Source organism: Hydrocarboniphaga effusa AP103 (genome assembly GCF_000271305.1).
Classification (GTDB): domain Bacteria; phylum Pseudomonadota; class Gammaproteobacteria; order Nevskiales; family Nevskiaceae; genus Hydrocarboniphaga; species Hydrocarboniphaga effusa.
The window spans coordinates 462,153-485,353 of record NZ_AKGD01000002.1 but is presented as its reverse complement, the minus strand read 5'-3'; the positions used below and the strand labels follow the sequence as shown (position 1 = coordinate 485,353).

15 protein-coding genes are annotated in these 23,201 nt (G+C 65.9%); 8 read left to right on the top strand and 7 right to left on the bottom strand.

Features of this window, described 5'->3' with window-relative positions; translation table 11 throughout:
* Window positions 1-22 precede the first annotated feature (22 nt).
* Window positions 23-835 (top strand): MlaA family lipoprotein, encoded by an 813-nt coding sequence (locus tag WQQ_RS13540; RefSeq protein ID WP_237715061.1) that lies wholly within the window; start codon window positions 23-25, stop codon window positions 833-835.
* Window positions 836-905: 70 nt separating this feature from the next.
* On the opposite strand, the gene purL is transcribed toward WQQ_RS13540, so the two are convergent.
* The 4 genes from purL to WQQ_RS13520 all read right to left on the bottom strand — a co-directional run bounded on the left by purL (window position 906) and on the right by WQQ_RS13520 (window position 8,058).
* Window positions 906-4,733: a phosphoribosylformylglycinamidine synthase gene (purL, locus tag WQQ_RS13535; protein ID WP_040454457.1), complete on the bottom strand. Its 3,828-nt coding sequence runs from the start codon at window positions 4,731-4,733 to the stop codon at window positions 906-908.
* Between the two features lie 76 nt (window positions 4,734-4,809).
* Entirely contained in the window at window positions 4,810-5,586 is a 777-nt protein-coding gene (locus WQQ_RS13530; protein WP_007185770.1) for an MBL fold metallo-hydrolase, read from the bottom strand.
* Window positions 5,583-5,918, bottom strand: a complete 336-nt coding sequence (locus WQQ_RS13525) for a DUF1820 family protein (protein WP_007185769.1) — start codon at window positions 5,916-5,918, stop codon at window positions 5,583-5,585. The genes WQQ_RS13530 and WQQ_RS13525 overlap by 4 nt, the downstream gene beginning before the upstream one ends.
* Window positions 5,919-5,988: 70 nt before the next feature.
* Window positions 5,989-8,058: a pilus assembly protein TadG-related protein gene (locus WQQ_RS13520; RefSeq protein WP_007185768.1), complete on the bottom strand. Its 2,070-nt coding sequence runs from the start codon at window positions 8,056-8,058 to the stop codon at window positions 5,989-5,991.
* A gap of 177 nt (window positions 8,059-8,235) precedes the next feature.
* Here WQQ_RS13520 and WQQ_RS13515 point away from each other — a divergent pair, with 177 nt between their 5' ends.
* Window positions 8,236-9,057, top strand: coding sequence for a D-hexose-6-phosphate mutarotase (locus WQQ_RS13515; RefSeq protein WP_007185767.1), 822 nt, complete (start codon window positions 8,236-8,238; stop codon window positions 9,055-9,057).
* Window positions 9,058-9,065: 8 nt separating this feature from the next.
* The gene (locus WQQ_RS13510; protein ID WP_007185766.1) at window positions 9,066-9,527 is read left to right on the top strand and encodes a flavodoxin family protein; all 462 of its coding nucleotides are present in this window, start codon (window positions 9,066-9,068) and stop codon (window positions 9,525-9,527) included.
* A gap of 91 nt (window positions 9,528-9,618) precedes the next feature.
* Here WQQ_RS13510 and WQQ_RS13505 read toward each other — a convergent pair whose 3' ends face one another.
* Window positions 9,619-10,509, bottom strand: a complete 891-nt coding sequence (locus WQQ_RS13505; RefSeq protein WP_007185765.1) for a LysR family transcriptional regulator — start codon at window positions 10,507-10,509, stop codon at window positions 9,619-9,621.
* Window positions 10,510-10,623: 114 nt separating this feature from the next.
* Between WQQ_RS13505 and WQQ_RS13500 the strand changes: the two genes are divergently transcribed.
* The gene (locus WQQ_RS13500; protein WP_007185764.1) at window positions 10,624-11,109 is read left to right on the top strand and encodes an SET domain-containing protein; all 486 of its coding nucleotides are present in this window, start codon (window positions 10,624-10,626) and stop codon (window positions 11,107-11,109) included.
* Window positions 11,110-11,212: 103 nt separating this feature from the next.
* Here the strand turns inward: WQQ_RS13500 and WQQ_RS13495 are convergent, their stop codons facing one another.
* Window positions 11,213-11,533 carry a 2Fe-2S iron-sulfur cluster-binding family protein gene (locus tag WQQ_RS13495; RefSeq protein WP_007185763.1) on the bottom strand — a complete coding sequence of 107 codons (321 nt, stop codon included), beginning with the start codon at window positions 11,531-11,533 and terminating at the stop codon, window positions 11,213-11,215.
* A 256-nt stretch (window positions 11,534-11,789) separates the two neighbouring features.
* Entirely contained in the window at window positions 11,790-16,667 is a 4,878-nt protein-coding gene (locus WQQ_RS13490; protein ID WP_157534690.1) for an NAD-glutamate dehydrogenase, read from the bottom strand.
* A 188-nt stretch (window positions 16,668-16,855) separates the two neighbouring features.
* Here WQQ_RS13490 and WQQ_RS13485 point away from each other — a divergent pair, with 188 nt between their 5' ends.
* From WQQ_RS13485 to WQQ_RS13470, 4 genes are all read left to right on the top strand, one after another.
* Window positions 16,856-17,389 carry a hypothetical protein gene (locus tag WQQ_RS13485; protein WP_007185761.1) on the top strand — a complete coding sequence of 178 codons (534 nt, stop codon included), beginning with the start codon at window positions 16,856-16,858 and terminating at the stop codon, window positions 17,387-17,389.
* A 52-nt stretch (window positions 17,390-17,441) separates the two neighbouring features.
* The gene (mutS, locus tag WQQ_RS13480) at window positions 17,442-20,033 is read left to right on the top strand and encodes a DNA mismatch repair protein MutS (RefSeq protein ID WP_007185760.1); all 2,592 of its coding nucleotides are present in this window, start codon (window positions 17,442-17,444) and stop codon (window positions 20,031-20,033) included.
* 197 nt (window positions 20,034-20,230) lie between these two features.
* Window positions 20,231-21,505 carry a bifunctional diguanylate cyclase/phosphodiesterase gene (locus WQQ_RS13475; RefSeq protein WP_040454140.1) on the top strand — a complete coding sequence of 425 codons (1,275 nt, stop codon included), beginning with the start codon at window positions 20,231-20,233 and terminating at the stop codon, window positions 21,503-21,505.
* 93 nt (window positions 21,506-21,598) lie between these two features.
* Window positions 21,599-23,119, top strand: coding sequence for a glucan biosynthesis protein G (locus WQQ_RS13470; protein ID WP_040454454.1), 1,521 nt, complete (start codon window positions 21,599-21,601; stop codon window positions 23,117-23,119).
* The last annotated feature ends 82 nt before the right edge of the window (window positions 23,120-23,201 follow it).

Genomic DNA, 23,201 nt, shown 5'->3' with positions numbered 1-23,201 from the left:
AACACGAAGATTGGGGGATTCGATGCAAAGCATGTTGCAGGGGACTGTTCGCCGACTCGCGGCGCTGATGCTCGTGACGCTCGCGCTGACCGGCTGCGCGCATTCGCCCACCTACGATCCGTCCGATCCGCTCGAACGCATCAATCGGCCGATCTTCACGTTCAACCAGAAAGCCGACCAGTACGTGCTGCGTCCGGTGGCGGTCGGCTACACCAAGGTACTGCCGGCGACGGCGCGCAAGGGCGTCAGCAACTTCTTCGACAATCTGTTCTACCCGACGACCATCATCAATGATCTGCTGCAGGCCAAGTTCAAGCAGACCGGCAAGGACACACTGCGCTTCATTCTCAATACCACCATCGGCCTCGCCGGCTTCATCGACGTGGCCACCGGCCAGGGACTGCCGCTCAACAACGAGGATCTGGGTCAGACCTTCGGGCGCTGGGGCGTTGGTCAGGGCTGGTATCTGATGTTGCCGCTGCTAGGCCCCACCACCAATCGCGATCTGGTCGGCACGGTCGGCGACAACTGGACCGAGATTCTGCAATACACCGATAACGTGACCTGGCCCGAGCGCATCGCGTTGAAGGGTGTCGAGGTGGTCGACGACCGATCCAAGCTGCTCGGTCCCGACAATCTGATCAACGAGCAGCTCGATCCTTACGTCTTTTTCCGCACCGCCTATCTCGAGCGCCGTCGCGCGCTCGTCTACGACGGCAATCCGCCGGCCGAAGACATGGATTTCGACGACGAAGAGGAAGAGGACGCGACCGCCGTTCCGGCCGACGAACCTGCGGCCACGGTGCCCACCGCGTCGCCGGCACCGGCGCCATAGGTTTCGACCCGACCGAGGCACAACAAAAAGCCGGCCCCGCGCCGGCTTTTTGTTGGCTGCGCGGGGGAGCTCAGCCCACCCACTTCCGCGCGTTCTGGAACATGCGGAACCACGGCGTCTTGCCTGCGAAGGCCTGGGGCCACCAGGAGCCCGTCACACCGTGGATCGTGCGCTCGGCGTGCGGCATCAGGATCGTCACGCGGCCGTCGTCGTTGCAGACCGAGGTGATGCCCTCAGGCGAACCGTTCGGGTTGAACGGGTAGCTCGTCGTGACACGGCCCTGGTGGTCGAGATAGCGCATCGCGAGCTGGCCGGCGGCCTTGAGCCTGGCCAGATCGCCCTCGGCGTCGAACACCGCGCGGCCTTCGCCGTGCGCGACCGCGATCGGCAGCTTTGATCCGGCCATGCCGTCGAACAGGATGGACTTGCTCTGCAGCACCTCGACGAGCGACCAGCGCGCCTCGAACTGCTCGCTGCGGTTGCGCCGGAACGCCGGCCAGGCCGCGGCGCCCGGCACGATGTCCTTGAGCGCGGCGAACATCTGGCAGCCGTTGCAGACGCCGAGCGCGAACTTGCGCGGATCGGCCAGAAAGCGTGCGAACTCGTCGCGACCGCGCTGCGAAAACAGGATGGTCTTGGCCCAGCCCTGGCCCGCGCCGAGCACGTCGCCGTACGAGAAGCCGCCGCAGGCCGCCAGGCCCGTGAAGCCGGCCAGCGAGACGCGGCCTTCAAGCACGTCGGACATGTGCACGTCGACGGATTCGAAACCGGCCGCGTTGAACGCGTAGGCCATTTCGATGTGCCCGTTGACGCCCTGCTCGCGCAGGATCGCGACCTTGGGTTTGGCGGTGAACACCGCTGGCGCGGCATCGACATCGAAGCTCAGCGACATCGACAGGCCCGGATCACTGGGCTCGCCGACCGCGTCGAATTCCTCGCGCACGCAATCGGGGTTGTCGCGCAGCAGCGCGATGCGGTGGCTGGTCTCGGCCCAGAGCTTGTGCAGCTCGCTGCGCTTGGCCGACAGCAGCAGCTCGCCGTTACGCGTGAAGCTCAGCGTATCGCTCGCTTCAACCGGACCGATGTCGGTGATCGCCACGCCCGCCGCCTTGCCGCGACGCACGATCGCTTCGGCGTCGGACTCGCGCACCTGCAGCACCCAGCCGAGTTCCTCGCTGAACAGCGCGGCCGCGGCTTCGCCGAAGCCGAGATCGGCGGTGAAGCCGCAGTGCCCGGCGAACGCCATCTCGGCGAGCGTGACAAACAGGCCGCCGTCCGAGCGGTCGTGCAGCGCCAGAATCTGGCCCTTGCCGTTGAGGTACTGGATCAGGTCGAACGCGGTGATGAGCTGCTCGGGGTGATCGAGGTCGGGCGGCGTCTGGCCGACCTGCCCGTAAACCTGCGCGAGCGCCGAGCCGCCGAGGCGGTTCTTGCGGTTGCCGAGGTCGATCAGCAGCAGGCGCGTGGCGCCCGCGTCAAGGCGCAGCTGCGGCGTGAGCGTCTTGCGCACGTCGGCCACCGGCGCGAAGGCCGAGATGATCGCGGACACCGGCGCGGTCTGCGTCTGCGGCTTGCCGTCCTCGCTCCAGACCGCCTTCATCGACAGCGAATCCTTGCCGACCGGAATCGCGATGCCGAGCTTGGGGCAAAGCTCTTCGCCGATCGCCTTCACCGCATCGAACAGGCGCGCGTCCTCGTCGCCCTGGCCGCAAGCCGCCATCCAGTTGGCGGACAGGCGCACGTCGGAAAGCTGGGCGATGCTGGCCGAAGCGATGTTGGTGATCGCCTCGCCGACCGCCATGCGCGAGCTGGCCCCCGCGTCGAGCAGCGCGAGCAGCGGGCGCTCGCCCATCGCCATCGCCTCGCCCGTGGTGGCTTCGAAACCGGTCGCGGTGACCGCGCAATCGGCCACCGGCACCTGCCAGGGACCGACCATCTGGTCGCGCACCGTCAGGCCGCCGACCGTGCGATCGCCGATCGTGATCAGGAACTGCTTGGAGGCGATGCCCGGCAACTGCAGCAGGCGGCGCGCGGCTTCGTTCAGATCGAGGTTCGCGGTGACGAGCGGCTCGGTGACCGGCGTTTCGCGGCGCGAGCTGCGCTGCATGCGCGGCGGCTTGCCGAGCAGCACGGGCATCGGCATGTCGACCGGCGGCTGGCCGCTCAGCGCGTCTTCGACGACCAGCTGGCGACGCGCGGTGGCGGTGCCGACCACCGCATACGGGCAACGCTCGCGCTCGCAGGCGCGGGCCAGCATGTCGAGGCCATCGGGCTTGAGCGCGATGACGTAGCGCTCCTGCGATTCGTTGCACCAGATTTCCATCGGCGACAGCGACGGATCGGCCGCGAGCACGTCGCGCAGCTGGAACAGCCCGCCGCGATCGTCCGCGTGCACGAGTTCGGGCAGCGCGTTGCTGATGCCGCCCGCGCCGACGTCGTGGATCGACAGGATCGGATTGTCGTCGCCGAGCGCCCAGCAGGCGTCGATGACTTCCTGGCAGCGGCGTTCGAGTTCGGGGTTGGCACGCTGCACGGAGGCGAAGTCGAGCGCCTCGTGGCTGCTGCCGGTGGCCATCGAGCTTGCGGCGCCGCCGCCGAGGCCGATCAGCATCGCCGGGCCACCGAGCACGATCAGCGGTGCGCCTTCGACCACTTCGCGCTTCTGCACGTGCTGCGCGCGGATGTTGCCGTAGCCGCCCGCGATCATGATGGGCTTGTGATAGCCGCGATTGCGGCCGTCGGGCGTGATCGCCTCGAAGCTGCGGAAATAACCGTTGAGGTTCGGCCGGCCGAATTCGTTGTTGTACGCGGCCGCGCCGAGCGGCGCCTCAATCATGATGTCGAGCGCCGACGCCATGCGCGTCGGACGCGACAGCGGCGCTTCCCAGGGCTGCTCGAAACCCGGAATGCGCAGGTTGGCGACGGTGAAACCGGCCAGGCCGGCCTTGGGCCGCGAGCCGGTGCCGGTCGCCGCCTCGTCGCGAATCTCGCCGCCCGCACCAGTGGCGGCGCCCGGATGCGGCGAAATGCCCGTCGGGTGGTTGTGCGTCTCCACCTTCATGAGGATGTGCACGGGCTCGTCATGCCCGCGATAGACGTGGTCGGCGTCGGCGAACAGGCGCATCGCCGTGTGCCCTTCGACGACCGCCGAGTTGTCGCTGTACGCCGACAGCACGCCGCCCGGCGTCGCCGCGTGCGTCATGCGGATCATGCCGAACAGCGAGTGCGGCTGCGTCTCGCCGTCGACGGTGAATTCGGCGTTAAAGATCTTGTGCCGGCAGTGCTCGGAGTTCACCTGCGCGAACATCATCAGTTCGGCGTCGGTCGGGTTCTTGCCCGCATCGAGGTAGTGCTTGGCGAGGTAGGCGATTTCGTCGGCCGACAGCGCCAGGCCCCATTCGCCGTTGGCGATTTCGAGTGCCCTGGCGCCCTGCGCGAGCACGTCGACCGTGCGCAACGGGCGGCGCTCGGGCACATCGAAGACGTGCTGCAGGGCTTCGGTGCTGTCGAGCACCGATTCGGTCATCGGATCGTGCAGGACTTTGAGCGCGGAGGCCGGCAATTCGCCGAGGCCTTCGAACAGGTAAGCGCGCCCGCGCTCGATGCGCCGCACACCGGAAAGCCCGCAGACGCGCGCGATGTCGGTGGCCTTCGAGGCCCAGGGCGACAGCGTGCCGACGCGCGGCACCACGAAGCGCGTGAGCCTGGAAGCCGGAAACGCATCAGGCCCCGGTCCGACGAGCTGGCGCAGTTCGGCGAGCGGCGCATCGTCGGCATCGACGAGATAGAAATCCAGCACCTGCAAGCCGCTCAGCGCGGGCAGTTGCGGACGCAGATCGTCGAGCAGGCGGTTGAGACGGAAGGAGGAAAGGCTGGCGGTGCCGGGCAACACGAGCAAAGGCATCGTCGATCCTGCGCAAGAAGGCGCGTGAAAGAAGGGCGGCATTGTCTCACGTCGACCTCCAAATTGGGCTTTAGTACAACGCCCTCCAGCCCAGCCCGCCCTCCTGCTCCGCGCAGACGATCCAGTCGGCCGACCGCTGCAGGGCCTCGCAGGCCGCGGCGAGCGCGAGCTCGGGCGTATTGTTGGTTTCCGACAGGTGCGTGAGCACGAGGTGCTGCAGGCGCGAGCAGTCGATGCTGCGCAGCAAGTCGGCCGACTGCGCGTTGTTGAGGTGCCCGCGCGAGCCGCCAACGCGCTGCTTGAGACTGTACGGATACGGCCCCGAGCTCAGGCTGTGCAGGTCGTGATTGCATTCGAGCATCAGCGCATCGCAGCCGCTGAGCACCTCGCGCATGTGCGCAGTCACGTGGCCGGCGTCGGACAGGATGCCGAGCTTGAGCCCGGCGTGATTCAGCACGTACTGGCAGGGTTCGCGCGCATCGTGCGGCACCGGATACGGCTGGACCTCGATCGCGCCGATCGAAAAGCCCTGGTGCGGATTGATGATCTGCACCGCCTCGACCTGGGAATCTTTCCAGGCCAGCGAAGTGCCGGTGGTCAGATACACCGTGAGCCCGTAGCGACGGGCCAGCCGGCCGACGCCGCCGAGGTGATCGCCGTGCTCATGGGTGACGAGGATGCCGGCCAGCGACGCGGCCTCGATGCCGAGGCGCTCGAGCCGGGCCTCGGTCTCGCGCAGCTGGAAGCCGCAATCGATCAACAGGCGCGTTCCGCCGGCTTCGACGAGCGTGCCGTTGCCTTTGCTGCCCGAGCCGAGCGAAGCGAAGCGCAGCCCCGAAGCGCTCACTTCTTGGAGTGATCCTGGTTCATGTACAACGGAAACGGCGTGACCTTGGAGTCGCCGCCTCCGCCCGCGACGATGCGCGCCGGCCCCTGCTTGCTGACCTCGTCGATGCGGATCACCGCATGCAGCGGAACGTAGAAGCGCTCCACGTTCTCGAACTCGGTCTTGAGCTTCTCCTCACCCGGATCGACGACCACCGTCGTGCGCTCACCGAAAACGAGTTTCTCGACCTCGACGAAACCCGGCATGCCGCCATGGCTGACCTGCTTCGCATAGACCTCGTAGACCTGGCCCTGGTTGTGGAAGCTGACGCGGTAGAGGCGGGAGACGGTCATGCGCGTTGTGATAATTCATTGAATGAAGGCCGCGCAATTATTGTGCGAGCGCCTTGCCGGTGCAACGCCTCTAATCAGGCAACGGGCAAACGCGCCCACCTGTCGTAGCACCCGGCAGGCAATTCGAGACACGGGCAGGTCTATCGACGCTGACTGCGTCCATGATCACGGTGGCCTGACCAAGTTGAATCCCGAGCAGGTTCAACAATGGCGTCACCAGACTGGCGAGCAATCCGTTAACAAGATTGAGCAAGGGATTGACCAGTCCTAGCAAACCCTCAACCAAATCATTGAGTAGCGCACCCAGCCCCCCCAGAAATCCGCCGTTGGAAGTCACGATAGGTGTCCCCAAGCCCAATCGGACGGCTACGGCAGGGTCGGTTCCCACAGTCTGCGGGTTCACACCCGCGACCTCCGCCGCCGGTGGCACTCCGTCGGCCTGGTAATACGCTGACCGTGTCCGCGATATCGGATTATCTCCGATGGTTACGTATTCGAAGCTGTCCACATCATTAGGCAACGGGAGAAACGGGCCAGTCGACGGTGCACTGGGGCCATTACAGGCGCCGCCCACGGAAACACATGTCAAATCCAACCCTACATCGACGTTGAGCCCACCGAGGAAACCTAGCAAGCCCTGCGCCGTTAGCCCCAAATGCAAAACATCGAAATGGGTTCCGTTCAAATCGAGCTGCGGAATCGTCGAGGGATTGGTACTTGGAGTCCCAATAAAGCTACCGATGTGCACAGTAGCCACGGCTGGACTAACGCTAAGACGCGCTACCGGATAAGGTCGAGTCGCAGTTGGGCAGGCTATTTCATCGAGCCGCGCAGCAGCCTGCGCAACGTTAACGTCCACCCCTAGGTTCAGGTTGGGAATAAGGGTAGGCCCGGTAGTCCGGATATCGACCAATCCCAAGGTCAGCAGGCGTAGTGCCCCGGTGAGAATATTGAGCAAGCCTGCTAGCGCTTGGTTCACGAATGCGCTAAGGCTTTGCAGCAACTGGCCCGCTTCGATTCGAACTGCCAGCTTGACCTGCGCAGTTTTCGCCGTCGCCCCAGGCGCTCCGACACCGAACTGCGGCGGCTCCAGCACCTTTAGGAATATCGACACCTTTGCAACACCCGGCACATCGACATTCAGCGGCACCACGATCGGATTCGCATAGGGGTCACCATCGGCAGTGGCAGCAGTGCCGAGCGCCATGATGAGGTCCAGCAAATTGATGAAAGGGACGTTGCCCGCGACATCGGTCAGCGGCCCGAGCAACACGCCAAGAGGAACGGTTTCGTTGCGTGCTGCTCCTGCAAGTTGTTGCAGCAAGCCGCTCACTGCGCCGCTGGCCGTGTTGCCGAGCCCGCCCACCAGTCCGCCGAGCAAGTTAGGCAGCAAGGGCGCATCGAGTCCAAGCTCAGTCAGATTCGAGAGATCGGTAACTCGAACATTCAACGCCGTGGCGAGCGCTCCGAGCGTGACTTGCGTAGCAGCCAACGAACGGAAATCAGCTAGAGACAGATTGATATTGCTGCCCAACAGCGCGCCCAGCAACGCGTTCAGCAGGCCAGCATCGAGATCTGCCAAACCCGAGCCGATGTAGAAAGAGCCCAGAACGCGTTGTTCGGCGGTGCTCGAAGCTTTCAGGGTAGCGCCACCATTCGTCAGTATCGACGGAACGAAGGAGGTCGGAGCTGGACGCTGTAAATTCACGCGGACCGAGTTGATGCGCTCGTCGCCCGCCGGCAGCGCCTGAAAAGCCCGGATACCCGCGCTGTTGGTGCGCGTTTGGCCCACTTCAATCGCCTCAAAGCCATTGAAACCACTCAACCAGCCCGCCTGCCCGCCGTTGGCCACGATCAAGGCCTGCACTTGGGAAAACATCTGATCCGGATCGACACGAATGCCGTCGCCATTCGTGCAGCCACTCGCAATCTGCGCGGCCGAGATTGCCGCCAAAGTCGCCGTCTTCTGCAGGTTCCGCTGCGTGAAATACAGCCGACCCACGTCGATCGACAGAAAGGTCGCGGCGATGAACGCCACGATCGAAACCCCCACCCAGATCGCGACCGCGCCGCGCTGCAATCGGCGGCGATCGAACCTCGGCTTGAATCTATGCTGGCTTATGGCGTGCTTCCTGCCCATGACGTCTCCCGACCCGCGCTCTCTGACGACCGCGCCGCTTCGGCAGGCGCCGCTCGGCGAGCTTATTTCAGTTCAGCGTCCGTGACGCGTTCGTCGGTTTCCGACGACCGGTTCAGCTCGGTCGGCCAACGGCCCGGGCTTGAGCGCCCGATCCGCGCTGCCTCACTATCCGGGCTTATGAACGCCACCCTCTCCCGCACGCCGGTCGTCCTGGCGCATGCCTCCGGCGCCAGCGCCGCCATCGATCCACAGGGCGCGCACGTGCTGAGCTGGAGTCCAACGGCCGGTGACGAGCGCCTGTTCCTGAGCGAGCGCTCGATCTTCGCGGACGGCGTCGCCATTCGCGGCGGCGTGCCGGTGATCTTTCCGCAGTTCGCCGGCGAAGGGCCGCTGCCCAAGCACGGCTTCGCGCGCAACCGGCACTGGCAGCTGATCGAGCAGCAGGCGCACTCGGCGCGCTGGCAGCTGCAATCCGACGCGCAGACGCTCGCGCTCTGGCCGCATCGCTTCACCTGCGAGCTCGCCGTCACGCTCGCAGACCGCGAGTTGCTGATCGAGCTGAGCGTCGAGAACACCGACTCGCAGTCGCAGACCTTCACCGCCGCGTTGCACAGTTATCTGCGCGTCGGCGAGATCGGCGATGTGCGCATCGAAGGGCTGCAGGGCCTGCGCTATCGCGATTCCACCCAGGGCACGCGCGAATTCGACGAGGCCGCGGCAAGCCTGGCGATCGCCGGGGAAGTCGATCGCATCTATTTCGACGCGCCCGCGAGCCTGCGACTGCGCGACGGCGAACGGCGCCTGCGCATCGAGCAAAGCGGCTTCGTCGACACCGTGGTCTGGAACCCCGGAGCCGAGCGCGGGGCCGCCCTCGCCGACCTGGAGGCCGAAGGCTTCCGCCGCATGCTCTGCATCGAAGCGGCCACGGTCGGGCGCCCGGTGACGCTGCAGCCCGGCCAGCGCTGGAGCGGCTCGCAGCGCCTCGTCGCCGAGCGCTGAATCGGCGCATGAAGCCGCGCCTGCTGATCGTCTACAGCACCCAGACCGGGCGCACGCGCCAACTCGTCGACGCGGCCATCGAAGGCGCGTCCGAGCTCGCGGACGAGGTGGAGATCGAGCTGCGCCTGGCGCTCGAAACCGGCGTCGACGACCTGATGGCCTGCACGGGTCTGCTGATCGGCACGCCCGAGAATTTCGGCTACATGAGCGGAGCGGTGAAGGATTTCCTCGACCGCACCTATTACCCCTGCGAGGGCAAGCGCATCGGCCTGCCGTATGCGCTACTCGTCAGCGCGGGCAACGACGGCAGCGGCGCGGTACGCGCGATCGAGCGCATCGCCACCGGCTACGGCTGGAATGCGGTGGCCGCACCGCTGGTCGCGATCGGCGAGCAGACCGAGGCGCAGCTCGCGCAGGCGCGCGAGATCGGCCAGCTTATGGCGGCGGGCTTGAGCTGCGGGATTTTCTGAAGCATGGGAAACCGCAGAAACGAAGTGGTAGCCGAACGCCGAGCGCCATGACGGAAGATCATCCGTCGTTGCGTCTCCCGTCTCCCAGCTTCTAAGGCGTCGGCCCCGGCGACCAGACTTCGCGCACGAGATTGACCATGGCGCGGATGATCGGGTCTTCCTCGCGCTCCTTGGCGTAGATGAAGCGCAGCTGCGTCGGCAGCCGCACGTCGCCCCAGAGCATGATCTCGCCGGTGCGTGCGCGTTCGAGCGCCTTTTCCTCGCGCATCAGCGCAACGCCCACGCCCGAGATCGCCAGCGAACTGATCACCGCCTCGTGATCGGCCTCGACCACGCGCGAAGGCTTGAGCCCGTGGCGCTTGAACAGGCCGCGGATCATTTCGTTGTGCGCGCTGATCGGCGGCGGGATGACCCAGGGCTGGGCCGCGAGTTCTTCGAAGCTGCCCTTGACGAGCCTGTCCTTCCAGCCGCTCGGCACGACGACGCGGAAGATCACCTCGCGCAAGGTCACCGAGGCGACATCGGAATGCGCGAGTTCGCCGTAATAGAAGCTCGCGTCGAGCCCGCCGTCGCGCACCATTTCGAAGGCTTCGCCGGTCACCACATGGTGGAACTCGATTTCGACGAGCGGATAGCGGCGCACGGTGGCGCTCATGAACGGGGCGACGCGAATGAAGTCCGGGTCCGATACCGTACCGACACGCACGATGCCGCCGATTTCGCCCTTGATCGCGCGCGCCTCGTTGCGCATGGCCTGCGCAGCGGACAGGACCTTTTCGGCCAGTGGCAGAAGGCGCCGGCCCGCCGCAGTGAGCACCATGCCCGCGGGGGTGCGCTCGAACAGGGCCACGGAAAAGGTATCCTCCAGCGCCCTGATCTGCGCAGAGAGCGCAGGCTGGCTGATGTGCAGCTTCTCAGCAGCACGCGTGAGGTGGCGCATCTCGGCGACGGCCACGAAGCTTCTGAGCTGATACAACTCCATAATGTTTTTTCGGACGCTTAAAACTTTAGCCGCACATTATGCCGGCATCTGGACCGATGCTTGCACGATCGCTCCCCTCAGTTCGCACAATAGACCTTTCAAACTCCGACTTCCATGACCGCAGCCTCCCCCATCGTCGCCCGTCGCTCCCCCATTCACGGCACCGGCGTCTTCGCGCGCCGCAAGCTCGCCGCAGACACCCAAGTGATCCAGTACAGGGGAAAGTTGCTGACCCACGACGAAGCCGACGAGCAGTACGGCGATGGCGGCGAAACCGGCCATACCTTCCTCTTCACACTCAACGAGCAGTACATCCTCGATGCCAATACGCGCGGCAACGATGCGCGCTGGATCAACCACAGCTGCGACCCGAACTGCCAGGCCGTGCTCTACGAGAACCAGAACGGCGACCGGAAAAAGGATCGAGTGGTCATCGAGACCTTGCGCGAGATCAAGCGCGGTGAAGAGCTGACCTACGACTACGGCATCACGCTCGAGGTGCGCCACACGGCGCGCCTCAAGAAGATCTGGGCCTGCCGCTGCGGCAGCCCCAACTGCACGGGCACGATGCTCAAGTCCAAGCAGGCCAAGAAGAAGTAAAGCCGGAGCCTGTGGCATCCATCCGGATGCCGCTTGGCGACCCGAGGCCCGGCTCAACCGCCTTCATGCAACAGCCGGTGAGCCCTGTATCAGCAAGCTTCGGTCAGAACTGGCTGGCCGGCAGCTTCACGGTCAGGCCGTCATATTCTTCCTTGATGAAGACTTGGCAGGTCAGGCGGCTGGTCGGCAGCACTTCGAGCGCGCCGTCGAGCATCATCTCTTCGTCTTCCTGCTTCGGCGGCAGCTTGTCGGCCCACTCGCCCTCGATGTAGCCGTGGCAGGTGGCGCAGCTGCAGCAGCCACCGCAATCACCGACGATGCCGGGGACCATGTTGTCGACTGCAACCTGCATCAGGGACTTGCCCACCGGGGCGTCGACGACGTGATGGGTTCCGTTGTGTTCGATGAAGACAATCTTGGGCATGGCGGTTCTGGCGGTTCGCTGGGAAATGCCCGCCCAGCCGCCGTGGCGGTGTGGTGTCGGGCGGCTTGGCTTGGGACGCCGCGGCCGGCCGTATGACCCTGCAGAGCAGGCGCCGGCTCGCTACGCGGCCGGGCATTGTAACCCTGCTGACCGCCGGACCGACAGACGAGCGCCCGCCCGGCCAGTGGATTCGGGTTAGACCGGCGCCGCTCTCGCGAGGGATGAGGCGCAAAAGCGGGCCTCACGCCTCACGCCTTCAGAGCGTGCGCAGCTTGCGCAGCTCGCGTACGGCGACGGCGAGCGCCTGGAAGTCCGAGTGGCCGCTGGCCTGCAGCTCCGACAGCCGGTTCAGCGCGAAGCGCACCGGACGCTCGTTGGCCGCGATCCAGGCTTCGATGCGGGCCTCGGGCGTATCGCCGCCCTGGCGCAGGATCTGGCCTGCGAGGCGTCGATGGATGCGATACGCATCGTCGCGCAAATTGGTGCGCGCGAGCGCCTGCCAGCTGCCGCCGGCCTTGAGTGCGAGGATCGACGAATGCAGCCAAGGCATGCGCAGGCGCTCGCCGCTCTGGAAGTACACCGCCGCCGCCTCGCCCAGGCTGACCTTGGCTTCGGCCGCAAGATCGGCGATGTCGAGCGCGCTGCCGAGCACGCGCGTGTTCGCGAGCGAGCGAGCCTGGCCTTCTTCGATCCCTTCGGCCATCGTCGCGGCGACTGCGCGATCCCATTCTTCGCGATAGCTCGGCGACAGCGGCTCGGGTAGCGCGCGATCGAGTTCGGATACCGCGTCGCGATAGCGGCTCACGAGGGCGCCGACGCCGAAGCGCTCGCCGAGCCGGGCGCCGACGATCCAGCCGGTCGCATGCTTGAGCAGGCCGGCCGCGCGCTGCATCAGGCGGTACTGGACGCTCGTGCCCACGCGGTTGTCGAGTGCCTCGATCGCCGTCCAGTAGCGATCGCCGTCGAAGATTTCGTGCGCGGCCGCGTAGGCCTTGAGCACCGCCGCGGCGGCCACGCCGTGATCGGCGGACATGTGATGCGCGAACGCGATGCCCATGCGATTGACCACCGCGTTCGACAGGATCGTCGCGATGATTTCGCGCTTCAGCCGGTGATGCACGAGCGCATCGCGATAGTGATGCACGAGCAGGCGCGGGAAATTGTCGAGCAGATCGCGCTCGAAGAACGGATCGTCCGCGAGGTCGGAATCGAGCGCCGCTGCGTTCAGTGAGACCTTGGCGTACGCGACGAGCACCGCCAGCTCCGGACGCGTGAGTCCGCGGCCTTCGGTGCGACGCTCCTTGAGCGTTTCTTCGTCGGGCAGGAATTCGATCGAGCGATTGAGCAGGCCGTCCCGCTCGAGCATGCGCATGAGCCCGACGTGCTCGTCGAGCCGCGCAGCGGCTTCGCGCTCCATCATGCTGATGCCGGCCGACTGCACATAGTTGTCGCGCAGCACGAAGCGGGCGACGTCGTCGGTCATTGCGGCGAGCAAGGGATCACGCTCCTCGCGCGTGAGCTGGCCCTCGCTCATCAGACGATTGAGCGGAATCTTGATGTTGACCTCGCGATCCGAGCAATGCACGCCGCCCGCGTTGTCGATCGCATCGGTATTGATGCGTCCACCATGCAAGGCGTATTCGATGCGTCCCGATTGCGTGAAGCCGAGGTTGCCGCCTTCGCCGACGACCCTGGCGCGCAGCTCGCGGCCATTGACGCGAATCGCATCGTTGGCGCGATCGCGCACCTCGACGTGGCTCTGGTGCTCGCTTTTCACGTAGGTGCCGATGCCGCCATTCCAGAGCAGATCGACCGGCGCCTTCAGGATCGCGTTGATGAGCTCCGCCGGCGTGTACGTGCTGCGCTCGACACCGAGCGCGGCCTGCGTCTGCGGCGACAGCTTGATGTGCTTGGCCGAACGCGCAAACACGCCACCGCCTTCGGAAATCAGGCTGGTGTCGTAATCGGCCCAGGAACTGCGCGGCAGCGCGAACAGGCGCGCGCGCTCGTCGAAGCTCCTCTCCTCGTCCGGATTCGGATCGAGGAACACGTGACGATGATCGAAGGCCGCGATCAGGCGAATCTTGCGCGAGAGCAACATGCCGTTGCCGAACACGTCGCCCGACATGTCGCCGATGCCGACGACGGTGAACGGCTGGCTCTGGATGTCGATGTCGATCTCACGGAAATGACGCTTGACCGATTCCCAGGCGCCCTTGGCGGTGATGCCCATCTTCTTGTGGTCGTAGCCGACGCTGCCGCCCGAGGCGAAGGCATCGCCGAGCCAGAAGTCATAGTCGGCCGAGATGCTGTTGGCGATATCGGAGAAACTCGCGGTGCCCTTGTCGGCCGCGACGACCAGATAAGGATCGTCCTCGTCGAGCCTCACCACGTCGCGCGGCGCGTGGATCGCATCGCCGACGCGGTTGTCGGTGATGTCGAGCAGGCCGCGCAAAAACGTCTTGTAGCACTCGATGCCCTGCGCCATCCAGGCTTCGCGATTGCTCGCGTCGACCGGGCGCTTGACGACGAAACCGCCCTTGGCGCCCACCGGCACGATGACCGCGTTCTTCACCATCTGCGCCTTCATGAGGCCCAGCACTTCGGTGCGGAAATCTTCGCGCCGATCGCTCCAGCGCAAGCCGCCGCGCGCCACGCGCCCGCCGCGCAGATGCACGCCTTCGACCTCGGGCGAATAGACCCAGATTTCGAACATCGGACGCGGGAACGGCAGCTCCGGAATCTTGCTCGGATCGAGCTTGATGCTGATGTAGGACTTGGGCTTGCCGTCGCTCGTCACCTGATAGAAGTTGGTGCGCAGACCGGCGTGCACGACCGACAGCAGCGCGCGCAGCACGCGATCGGTATCAAGGCTCGACACGCCATCGAGCGCGGCTTCGATCTCCTGCGCGTAGCGGATTTCATCGGACTGGCGCTGGTCGGCCTGCAGGCGCGGATCGAAGCGCGATTCGAACAGGCGCACGATCATGCGCGCGATGCTCGGCTGCCCGGCGAGCAACTGCTCGATGTCCGATCGGCCGTAAGGCAGGCCGATCTGGTTTACGTACTTGGCGAGCGCGCGCACGCAGGCGACCTGGCGCGAATCGAGTCCTGATGCGAGCACCAGACGGTTGAGCCCGTCGTTCTCGGTTTCACCGATGAACGTCTGCAACAAGGCCTGTTCGAAGTTGGCCTTCTGCACCGGAGCCGACAGGCTCGAAGCCGGTGCTTCGATGATGAATTCCTGGATCCAGAACGCCGCTTCGTTCTTGGGCTGCACCTCGGTCGGATCCTGCCGCACCACGCGCAGACCGAAGTTTTCGAGCGTCGGCAGAATGTCCGACAAGGCGAGCGAACTTTGGCGTGCATAGAGCTTCAGTCGCGTCGCACTCGCGGTGGCGCTCGAACCCGGCGCATTGCCGTCGGTGTCGAAAATCAGGCGCGGCAACAGCGGCTGCTGTTCGCTGAGCTTGAGCAGATACTCGAGATCGGCCTCGGCGTCTTCGGGCGAAACGCTGTCGGTGTACGACAGCGGAAACGCTTCGGACCAGGCGGCGAAGACTTCGCTGCTGCGCGCACCGAGATGCCGGGCGAGCACCTCACGCAACTGCTCGCGCCACGATCGTGTCACCGCGATGAGTCGCTGCTCGATCTGCTCGACGCTGATCGGCGTATCGGTGCCCGCGGGCGTGCGCACCACGTAGCGCACGCGCGACATCGTGCCGCGCAGCGAATCGACATGGCGATCGACCGACACGCCGCCGAGCATCCTCATGAGCTCGGCGCCGATGCGATCGCGCAGTTCGCGCGAATAGCGATCGCGCGGCAGATAGATCAGGCACGAATAGAAACGGCCATAACGATCGCGGCGCAGAAACAGCTTGAGCTGATGCCGATCGCGCAGGGCGCGAATGCCCATGACGGTGCGATAGAGCTCCTGCTCGCTGCTCTGGAACAGCTCGTCGCGCGGCATCAGATGCATGATCTCGCGCAGCAGCTTGCCGCTGTGCGTGTCCTCGCCGATGCGCGAATGGCGCAGCACGTAATCGGTCTTGCGGCGAATCAGTGGGATCGTGCGCGGACGGTCGATGTAGACGTCGGATGCGAAGAAGCCGACGAAGCGGCAGGTGCCGGCGACGCTGCCGTCGCTGCGGTACTGCTTCACCGAGATCACGTCCATGTAATCGTCGAGGTGAATCGCGGCCTTGCGATTGGCCTTGGTGACGACGATCAGGCGCGGCGAATCGGCGTACTTGTCGAGCTCGGCCTTCGGCGCGATGAGCGCCGCGGTATCGGCATAACGCTGGCCCGCGCGCGACAGGCCCAGCGAGGCTTCGTCGACTTGAATGAGCTGGGACTTGCCCTCGCCCGCCGGCGCCTGGCGCGTCTCCGCGTAGCCGAGGAACGTGAAGTGTCCGTCCGCGAGCCAGCGCAGGAATGCGCGGCCTTCGGCGAATTCGTCCGCGTCGGCGTTCGGCGGCAGATTCTCGAGGCCATCGGCCAGGCTCAGCGCCTTTTCGCGCATGGCCCTGGTATCGACCATCGCCGAGCGCAGGTCGTCGAGCGCAGCGCGCAGCTTGCGCTCGAGCCCGGCGTAGGCCTGGGCGTTCGGCAGCGGCTCGAACTCCATGTGGATCCACGATTCGAGCTGGCTGTCGGCGCTCGCGCCGATGCTTTGAATACGCCCGGAAGCGTCGCGTACCAGCGGCAGGATCGGATGCACGCCCCAGTCGATCGAAACCCCGGCCTCGCGAATCGCGATGCCGACGGTGTCGACGAGAAACGGCATGTCGTCGACGCAGGTCTCGACCGCGGCGAGTAGCGAACCGCCTTCGGCCGGCGGCAACACGCGCAGCTTGAGCTCACCGGCGACGCGAGGCTGCGCCCAGGCCCACTGGCGCAGCGCGATGTCGATGAGCTGCTCGGGCGCCCGGGCCTTGAGCGCATCGAGCGATGAAGTGTCGTAGAAGCTGCGCAGCAGGCCGTTGGTCTGCGGACGCTCGGGAAAATCGGGGCGCCCTTGCGAGCGTGATTCGAGCTGGGCGAGCAGCTGCTCCTGCTCCTTGCCGCTGTCCTGGTCGGAATCTACGAAAGGCCGCTGAGCTTCCGCGGCAGGGTTCCTGAGATCGTTCATCGGGTTCTCCGCGGCGGCGATGCGCGGAACGCTGCGCATTTAGGCGGTTGGTCGTTGTTCAACACGCGCGCATCCTAGTCCATCTTCCCTACAGCCCCGAGCTCCATGCGCAACTTGCATCTCGGGCGGAAATCCAGGCGCGCTGTCTATAATTATTGAATCGACCACGATCCTTAACTGAACGTCCTATGGCTCGCATGATTTCCCGGCAACCGCTGCGGCTGCGGGCGATGCAGATCACCACGGCGCGCGGCTTCGCCTACGGACGCCTGATCTTCTGGCTTGCGCTGACCGGCTGGGGATATGCGAGCTGGTTCCTGGCCACGCCGATCGCGGCCAACATGCGCGAGCGCATCAACGACCTGTCGGTGGTCCCGGGCGCCGGCCTCATCATGCGCGACCCCGAAGGCATCTTCTATCACGTCAATACCGAAGGTCAGTCGCGCGCGATCTTTCCGGAGCTCGCCCCGCCGGTCTACCAGCAGGCCTGCCTGGACTGCACCCTGGTCACCGGCGAGCAGCTCTCGCAGACCAACGATTTCTGCATCACCGGCATTCCCAAGCACCTGCCGCAACTCGATTTCGAAATCCCTTGCCACACCTGGGCTCCGCAGGGCACCGGCCGCCGCGTGATCAGCTTCGGCCTGTTCATCGCGCCCTTGCTGCTGTTCTGGGCTTTGCGCGCCTTGCTGCAGAAGCAGCAGCCGCAGCCCGTGCACTGAAGCGCAAACCGAGAAAGATTCCGTTGATCTCCATCGCTGTGATCCTGCCCCGATGAAGGCCGCTTCGCCGTCGGCGCCCGTCCACACCCCGTCCATGCAGCAATACTTCGCGATCAAGGCGGAGTTTCCGGACACGCTCGTGCTGTTCCGCATGGGCGATTTCTACGAGCTGTTCTACGAGGACGCGCGCAAGGCCGCGCGGCTGCTCAACATCACGCTGACCCAGCGCGGCGAATCGGCCGGCGCGCCGGTGGTGATGGCCGGCGTGCCCGCGCATGCGCTGGAGCAATACCTCGCGAGGCTCATCAAGGCCGGCGAATCGGCCGCGATCGCCGAGCAGGTCGGCGAAGTAGGCGCGGAAAAAGGGCCAGTGAAGCGCGAAGTCACGCGCATCGTCACGCCCGGAACGGCGACCGACGACAGCCTGCTCGACCCGCGCGCGCAGAACCTGCTCGTGGCCATCCACCGCCAGCGCGAGTTCTACGGCTGCGCCTGGCTGGAGCTGTCGTCGGGGCGCTTCTGCGTGCTGCAGACCAGCAGCGAGGCCGATCTGCGCGCCGAGCTGCACCGGCTGCGGCCCAGCGAGCTGCTCGTCGCCGACGGTGGCGAGGCGCTGCCCGAGCTGGGCCTGGGCTCGCTGTCGCGCCCGATCTGGCATTTCGATCCGGCCTCGGCCTACCGGCAGCTGACCACGCAGTTCGGCACCCAGGATCTGCGCGGCTTCGGCGTCGAAGGCCTCGACGCGGCGATCGGCGCGGCCGGCGCCCTGCTCGCCTATGTGCAAGAAACCCAGAAGGCGCTGACGCCGCACCTGACCGGCCTGCGCCTCGAACAGCCCGACGAAACCCTGATCCTCGATCCGGCGACGCGGCGCAATCTGGAGATCGATCGCCGCCTGTCGGGCGAGTTCGAGCTGAGCCTGCTGCACGTCTTCGATTCCAACGTCACCGCCATGGGCAGCCGCGAACTCGCGCGCTGGCTGCTGCGGCCGCTGCGCGATCGCAACGAGCTCACCGGCCGCTTCGATGCGATCGCCAACCTGCTCGACCACGAGCGCGACAATCGCCTGCTGTCGGCGCTGCGCGACCGGCTGCGCAACGTCAGCGATCTCGAACGCATCCTCGCCCGCTGCGCGCTGCGGTCGGCACGTCCGCGCGATCTCGCCGGCCTGCGCGACACGCTCGCGCTGCTGCCGGCGCTGGTCGAGGAAATCGCCGATCTCGAAGCGCCGCGCCTGGTCGCCCTGCGCGCCGCACTGGCTCCGCACGAGGCGCTCGCGGCGGAGCTCGCGCTCGCCATTCACGAGCAGCCGCCGCTGACGATCAAGGACGGCGGCATCTTCCGCAGCGGCTACGACGCCGATCTCGACACCCTGCGCCAGCTGTCCGAGAACGCCGACGGCTTTTTGATGCAGATGGAGCAGCGCGAACGCGCGGCCACCGGCATCGAGACGCTCAAGGTCGGCTACAACCGCGTGCACGGTTTCTACATCGAGATCGGCAAGACGCACGCGGCCAAGATCCCGGCGCATTACTCGCGCCGGCAGACGCTGACCAACTACGAGCGCTACATCACCGAGGAGCTCAAGCGCTTCGAGGATCAGGTGCTGTCGGCACGTGATCGCGCGCTCGCGCGCGAAAAGCTGCTCTACGATGCCCTGCTCGACAAGCTCAACGAGCAGTTGCGTCCGCTGCAGGTCACCGCACGCGCGCTCGCCGAGCTCGATGTGCTCGGCACGCTCGCCGAGCGCTCGATCACGCTCAATCTCAAGCGCCCCGAACTGGTCACCGAAGACCGGCTTGAAATCCACGCCGGCCGTCATCCGGTGGTCGAGCGCATGATCGGCTCGGCCTTCGTCGCCAATGGCCTGTGCCTCGACGCGAGCACGCGCCAGCTCGTGATCACCGGTCCGAACATGGGCGGCAAGAGCACCTACATGCGGCAGACCGCGCTGATCGTGCTGCTCGCGCACGCCGGCAGCTTCGTGCCGGCCGACAGCGCCTGCATCGGCCCGGTCGATCGCATCTTCACGCGCATCGGCGCGGCCGACGATCTGGCCTCCGGCCAGTCGACTTTCATGGTCGAGATGAGCGAGACCGCCAACATCCTGCACAACGCGACGCGCTGCTCACTGGTACTGATGGACGAGGTCGGCCGCGGCACCTCGACCTACGACGGCCTGTCGCTCGCGCGCGCCTGCTCCGAGTATCTGGCGACGGCGGTCGGCAGCTACACCTTGTTCGCGACGCATTACTTCGAGCTCACCGAACTCGCCGGAGCGCTGCCCGGCATCGCCAACGTGCATCTCGACGCGGTCGAGTTCGGCAGCGGGCCGACGAGCAAGCTGGTGTTCCTGCACCAGGTCAAGGCCGGACCGGCGAATCGCAGCTACGGCCTGCAGGTAGCCGCGCTCGCGGGCCTGCCGCCGGCCGTCGTCGGCAAGGCGCGCGCTTATCTGAGCGAGCTCGAGCAGCAGCCCAAGAGCCGGCCGGCGAGCGCCGCCGCGGCGCCGCAGATGAACCTGTTCGCGCCCGAGGTTCCGCCCGAGCTCGTGCAGCTGCTGCGCGAACTCGACCCCGACCAGCTCACGCCGCGGCAGGCCCTCGACAGTCTTTATCGGCTCCGTGCGCTGCTCAAGAAATGAGCGGTCGTAGACCCGGCAGGCGCGCGATCGCATAGGCCCTGATCGTTGCCTGCCCGCGAAGGCGGGATACGCGGCTGCGCCGCTGACCCGCCCTCTCCTGCCATCGAGCGCGCTTCGATGGCGAATGCAAAATGGGCGCTCAAGCTTCATCCCGCACGGTCGATACCGGTTCTGAATCCTTGCGCCTTCACCTGGCAATGAACAGTTCCGGCTACGCAAAACTGCTGCAATCCGTGGAGTGCTGGAGCGCTCCGACGGCCGCTGCGCTCTTCTACATCGACCTCTGCCAGCTGCGTTCGGTCAATCGCCTGGCCTCGCCGCACGTGGCCGATCAACTCGTGGCCGACGTCGCCCGCTGCCTCAAGGGATGGGCCGGTCGCGATGGATTGTCGACACGGCTCTGGAGTGACGAATTCGTCGCCATCAAGACACTCGATCACGCACAGCAGGCGGCCGAGGAAGCCAAGGGCCTGCGCGATGCGCTGACCACGCTGTCGTACACCGGCAGCCATGGCGCCAGCTCGCTCGCGGTGTCGATCGGGGTGGTGCCGCTGCGCCGCCCTTACGAATGGCCCGTGCTGCTCGCCCATGCCGAAGACTCCTGCGAACAGGCCAAGCGGCGCGGGCTCAACCAGATCCATTTCCACAACGGCAGCCAGCCATTGCCGCAGATGCGAGCCAACTCCGACGCCGTCAGCGAGTTCCGCCGCCTGCTCGAGAGCGATTCGCTGTCGTTGCATCCGCAGCCGCTGATCGACATCCGCAATCGCACGCCGCGCATCGCCAAGGCCGAGTTCCTGCTGCGTATCGAGCGCGGGCCGAACAGCTGGTCGCCGCCGCCGCCCGGCATGATCGAATCGCTGGAGCTGCATGGCCTGTCGACCGAGCTCGACGAATTCTCCTCGCGCCGTCTGCTCAACTGGATCGACGACCACCGTCCGGTGCTCGAGCGCCTCGATTCGGTCTCGTTCAACCTGTCGGCCTCGTCGTTCATCGACGGCCTGTTCATGACCCAGCTCTACGACGAGGTGCGACACGCGCATGTGCCGCCCGGCAAGCTCAGCATCGAGATCACCGAAACCGCCGCGATCAAGCACCTGAACGTGGCGGCCGAGGCCATTCTCGAATTCAACCGGCTCGGCTGCCGCTTCTCGCTCGACGACTTCGGCGCCGGCCTGTGCTCGTTCGGCTACCTGCATACGCTGCCGGTCGACGAGGTCAAGATCGACGGCCGCTTCATTCGCGAGCTGGCGACGAGCTCGGTGTCCGAGAAGATCGTGCGGGCCATCTACCAGGTGGCCCGCGCCACCGGCAAGACCACGGTCGCCGAGTTCGTCGACGAGGCCGCCAAGCTCGCGGTGCTGCAGGACATCGGCTTCGATTACGCGCAGGGCTGGCTGTTCTATCCGGCGGTGACGCCCGAGACGTTCATCGACCTGGTGATGGTCGAGCGGCGTGTCGCGATGCGCTGATCCGGTCGGCGCGGAACGCCCTGGCGGCATTGTTCAGCTTGGTTTCGTAAACTGTCGCGTCGTCGCGTCCGCCTTCAGTTCATGGAACCCAACATGTCGTATCGGAAGCCCGCAGTCGCGGGCCGGCTTCTCGCATGGATTTGTGCCGTGGCGGTCATGCCGGCCTTCGCCTTCGGCCTGGACGACGTGGCCCTGCGCGCGAAGGCGCTCGCCGAACAGCCCTACAAGAAGCCCGAGAACACGCTGCCGCGCGAGCTCGCCGAACTCGGCTACGACCAGGTTCGCGACATCCGCTTCAAGCCCGACAGAGCGCTCTGGCGCAACCGCAAGCTGCCGTTCGAGGTGCAGTTCTTCCATCCGGGCGGGGTCTACAACCTGCCGGTCAAGATCAACGTGATCGGCAGCGGAGGGATCAACCCGCTGTCGTTCAATGCGGCGGATTTCGACTACGGCAACAACAAGCAGCTCGATCCGACCAAGCTCAAGGACGTCGGCTTCGCGGGCTTTCGCGTGCATGCCAACGTCAACAAGGCCGACTACAAGGACGAGGTGCTCGTTTTCCAGGGGGCGAGCTACTTCCGCGGCCTCGGCAAGGGCCAGCGCTACGGCCTGTCGGCTCGCGGCCTGGCCGTCGACACGGCGCAGCTGTCGGGCGAGGAATTTCCGTATTTCACCGAGTTCTGGCTGTCCTGGCCGAGCGCGAAGGACGACCATCTGGTCATCTACGCCCTGCTCGACTCGCGCCGCGTGACCGGCGCCTACCGCTTCGAGCTCAAACCCGGCGACACCACGGTCATGAATGTCGATGCGCGCATCTTCCCGCGCGAGAAGATCGACAAGATCGGCATCGCCCCGCTCACGAGCATGTTCTTCTTCGGCGAGAACCAGCGCCCGCAGATCGAGGACTACCGCCCCGAGGTGCACGATTCCGACGGCCTGCTCGTCAACACGGGTTCGGACGAATGGATCTGGCGCCCGCTGTCGAACCCGCGCCGGCTGCTCGTGACGAGCTTCTCGACCACCAATCCGAAGGGCTTCGGCCTGATGCAGCGCGACCGCGCGTTCAGCAGCTACGAAGACCTCGAAGCGCGCTACGACCTGCGGCCGAGCGCCTGGGTGATGCCGCGCGGCAACTGGGGCGAAGGCCGCGTCGAGCTCGTGCAGATTCCATCGCCCGACGAGACCAACGACAACGTCGTGGCGTACTGGGTCTCGGATCATCCGCCCAAGCCGGGCGATTCGATGAACGTGTCGTATGCGGTCTCGTTCCAGCGCGACGACCTCACCGCCCCGCCGACCAGCTGGGTCACGCAGTCGCGCCGCGGCCACGGCTGGACCAAGGAGGCCGACAACACCATTCGCATGATGGTCGACTTCGAAGGCCCGAGCCTCAAGGGCCTGGACAAGGATTCGAAGGTGTTCCCGGGCCTGTGGCTGTCGGACAACGGCGAGCTGCTCGAACGCCAGGTGAGCCCGAACGAGGCCACCGGCGGCTGGCGGCTGTCGTTCCGCTTCCGCCGCATCGACCCCGAGAAGCCGGTCGAGATGCGCGCGTTTCTGCGCCGCGACCAGGAATCGATTTCCGAGACCTGGAGCTACATTCTCGCGCCCTAGCGGCCACGCAACGGGCCTTGCCTGAGGCCGTCCGAACCCAGGGTTCCCAAAAGAGAGCCAGACGATTCATGTTGCGCTGCCG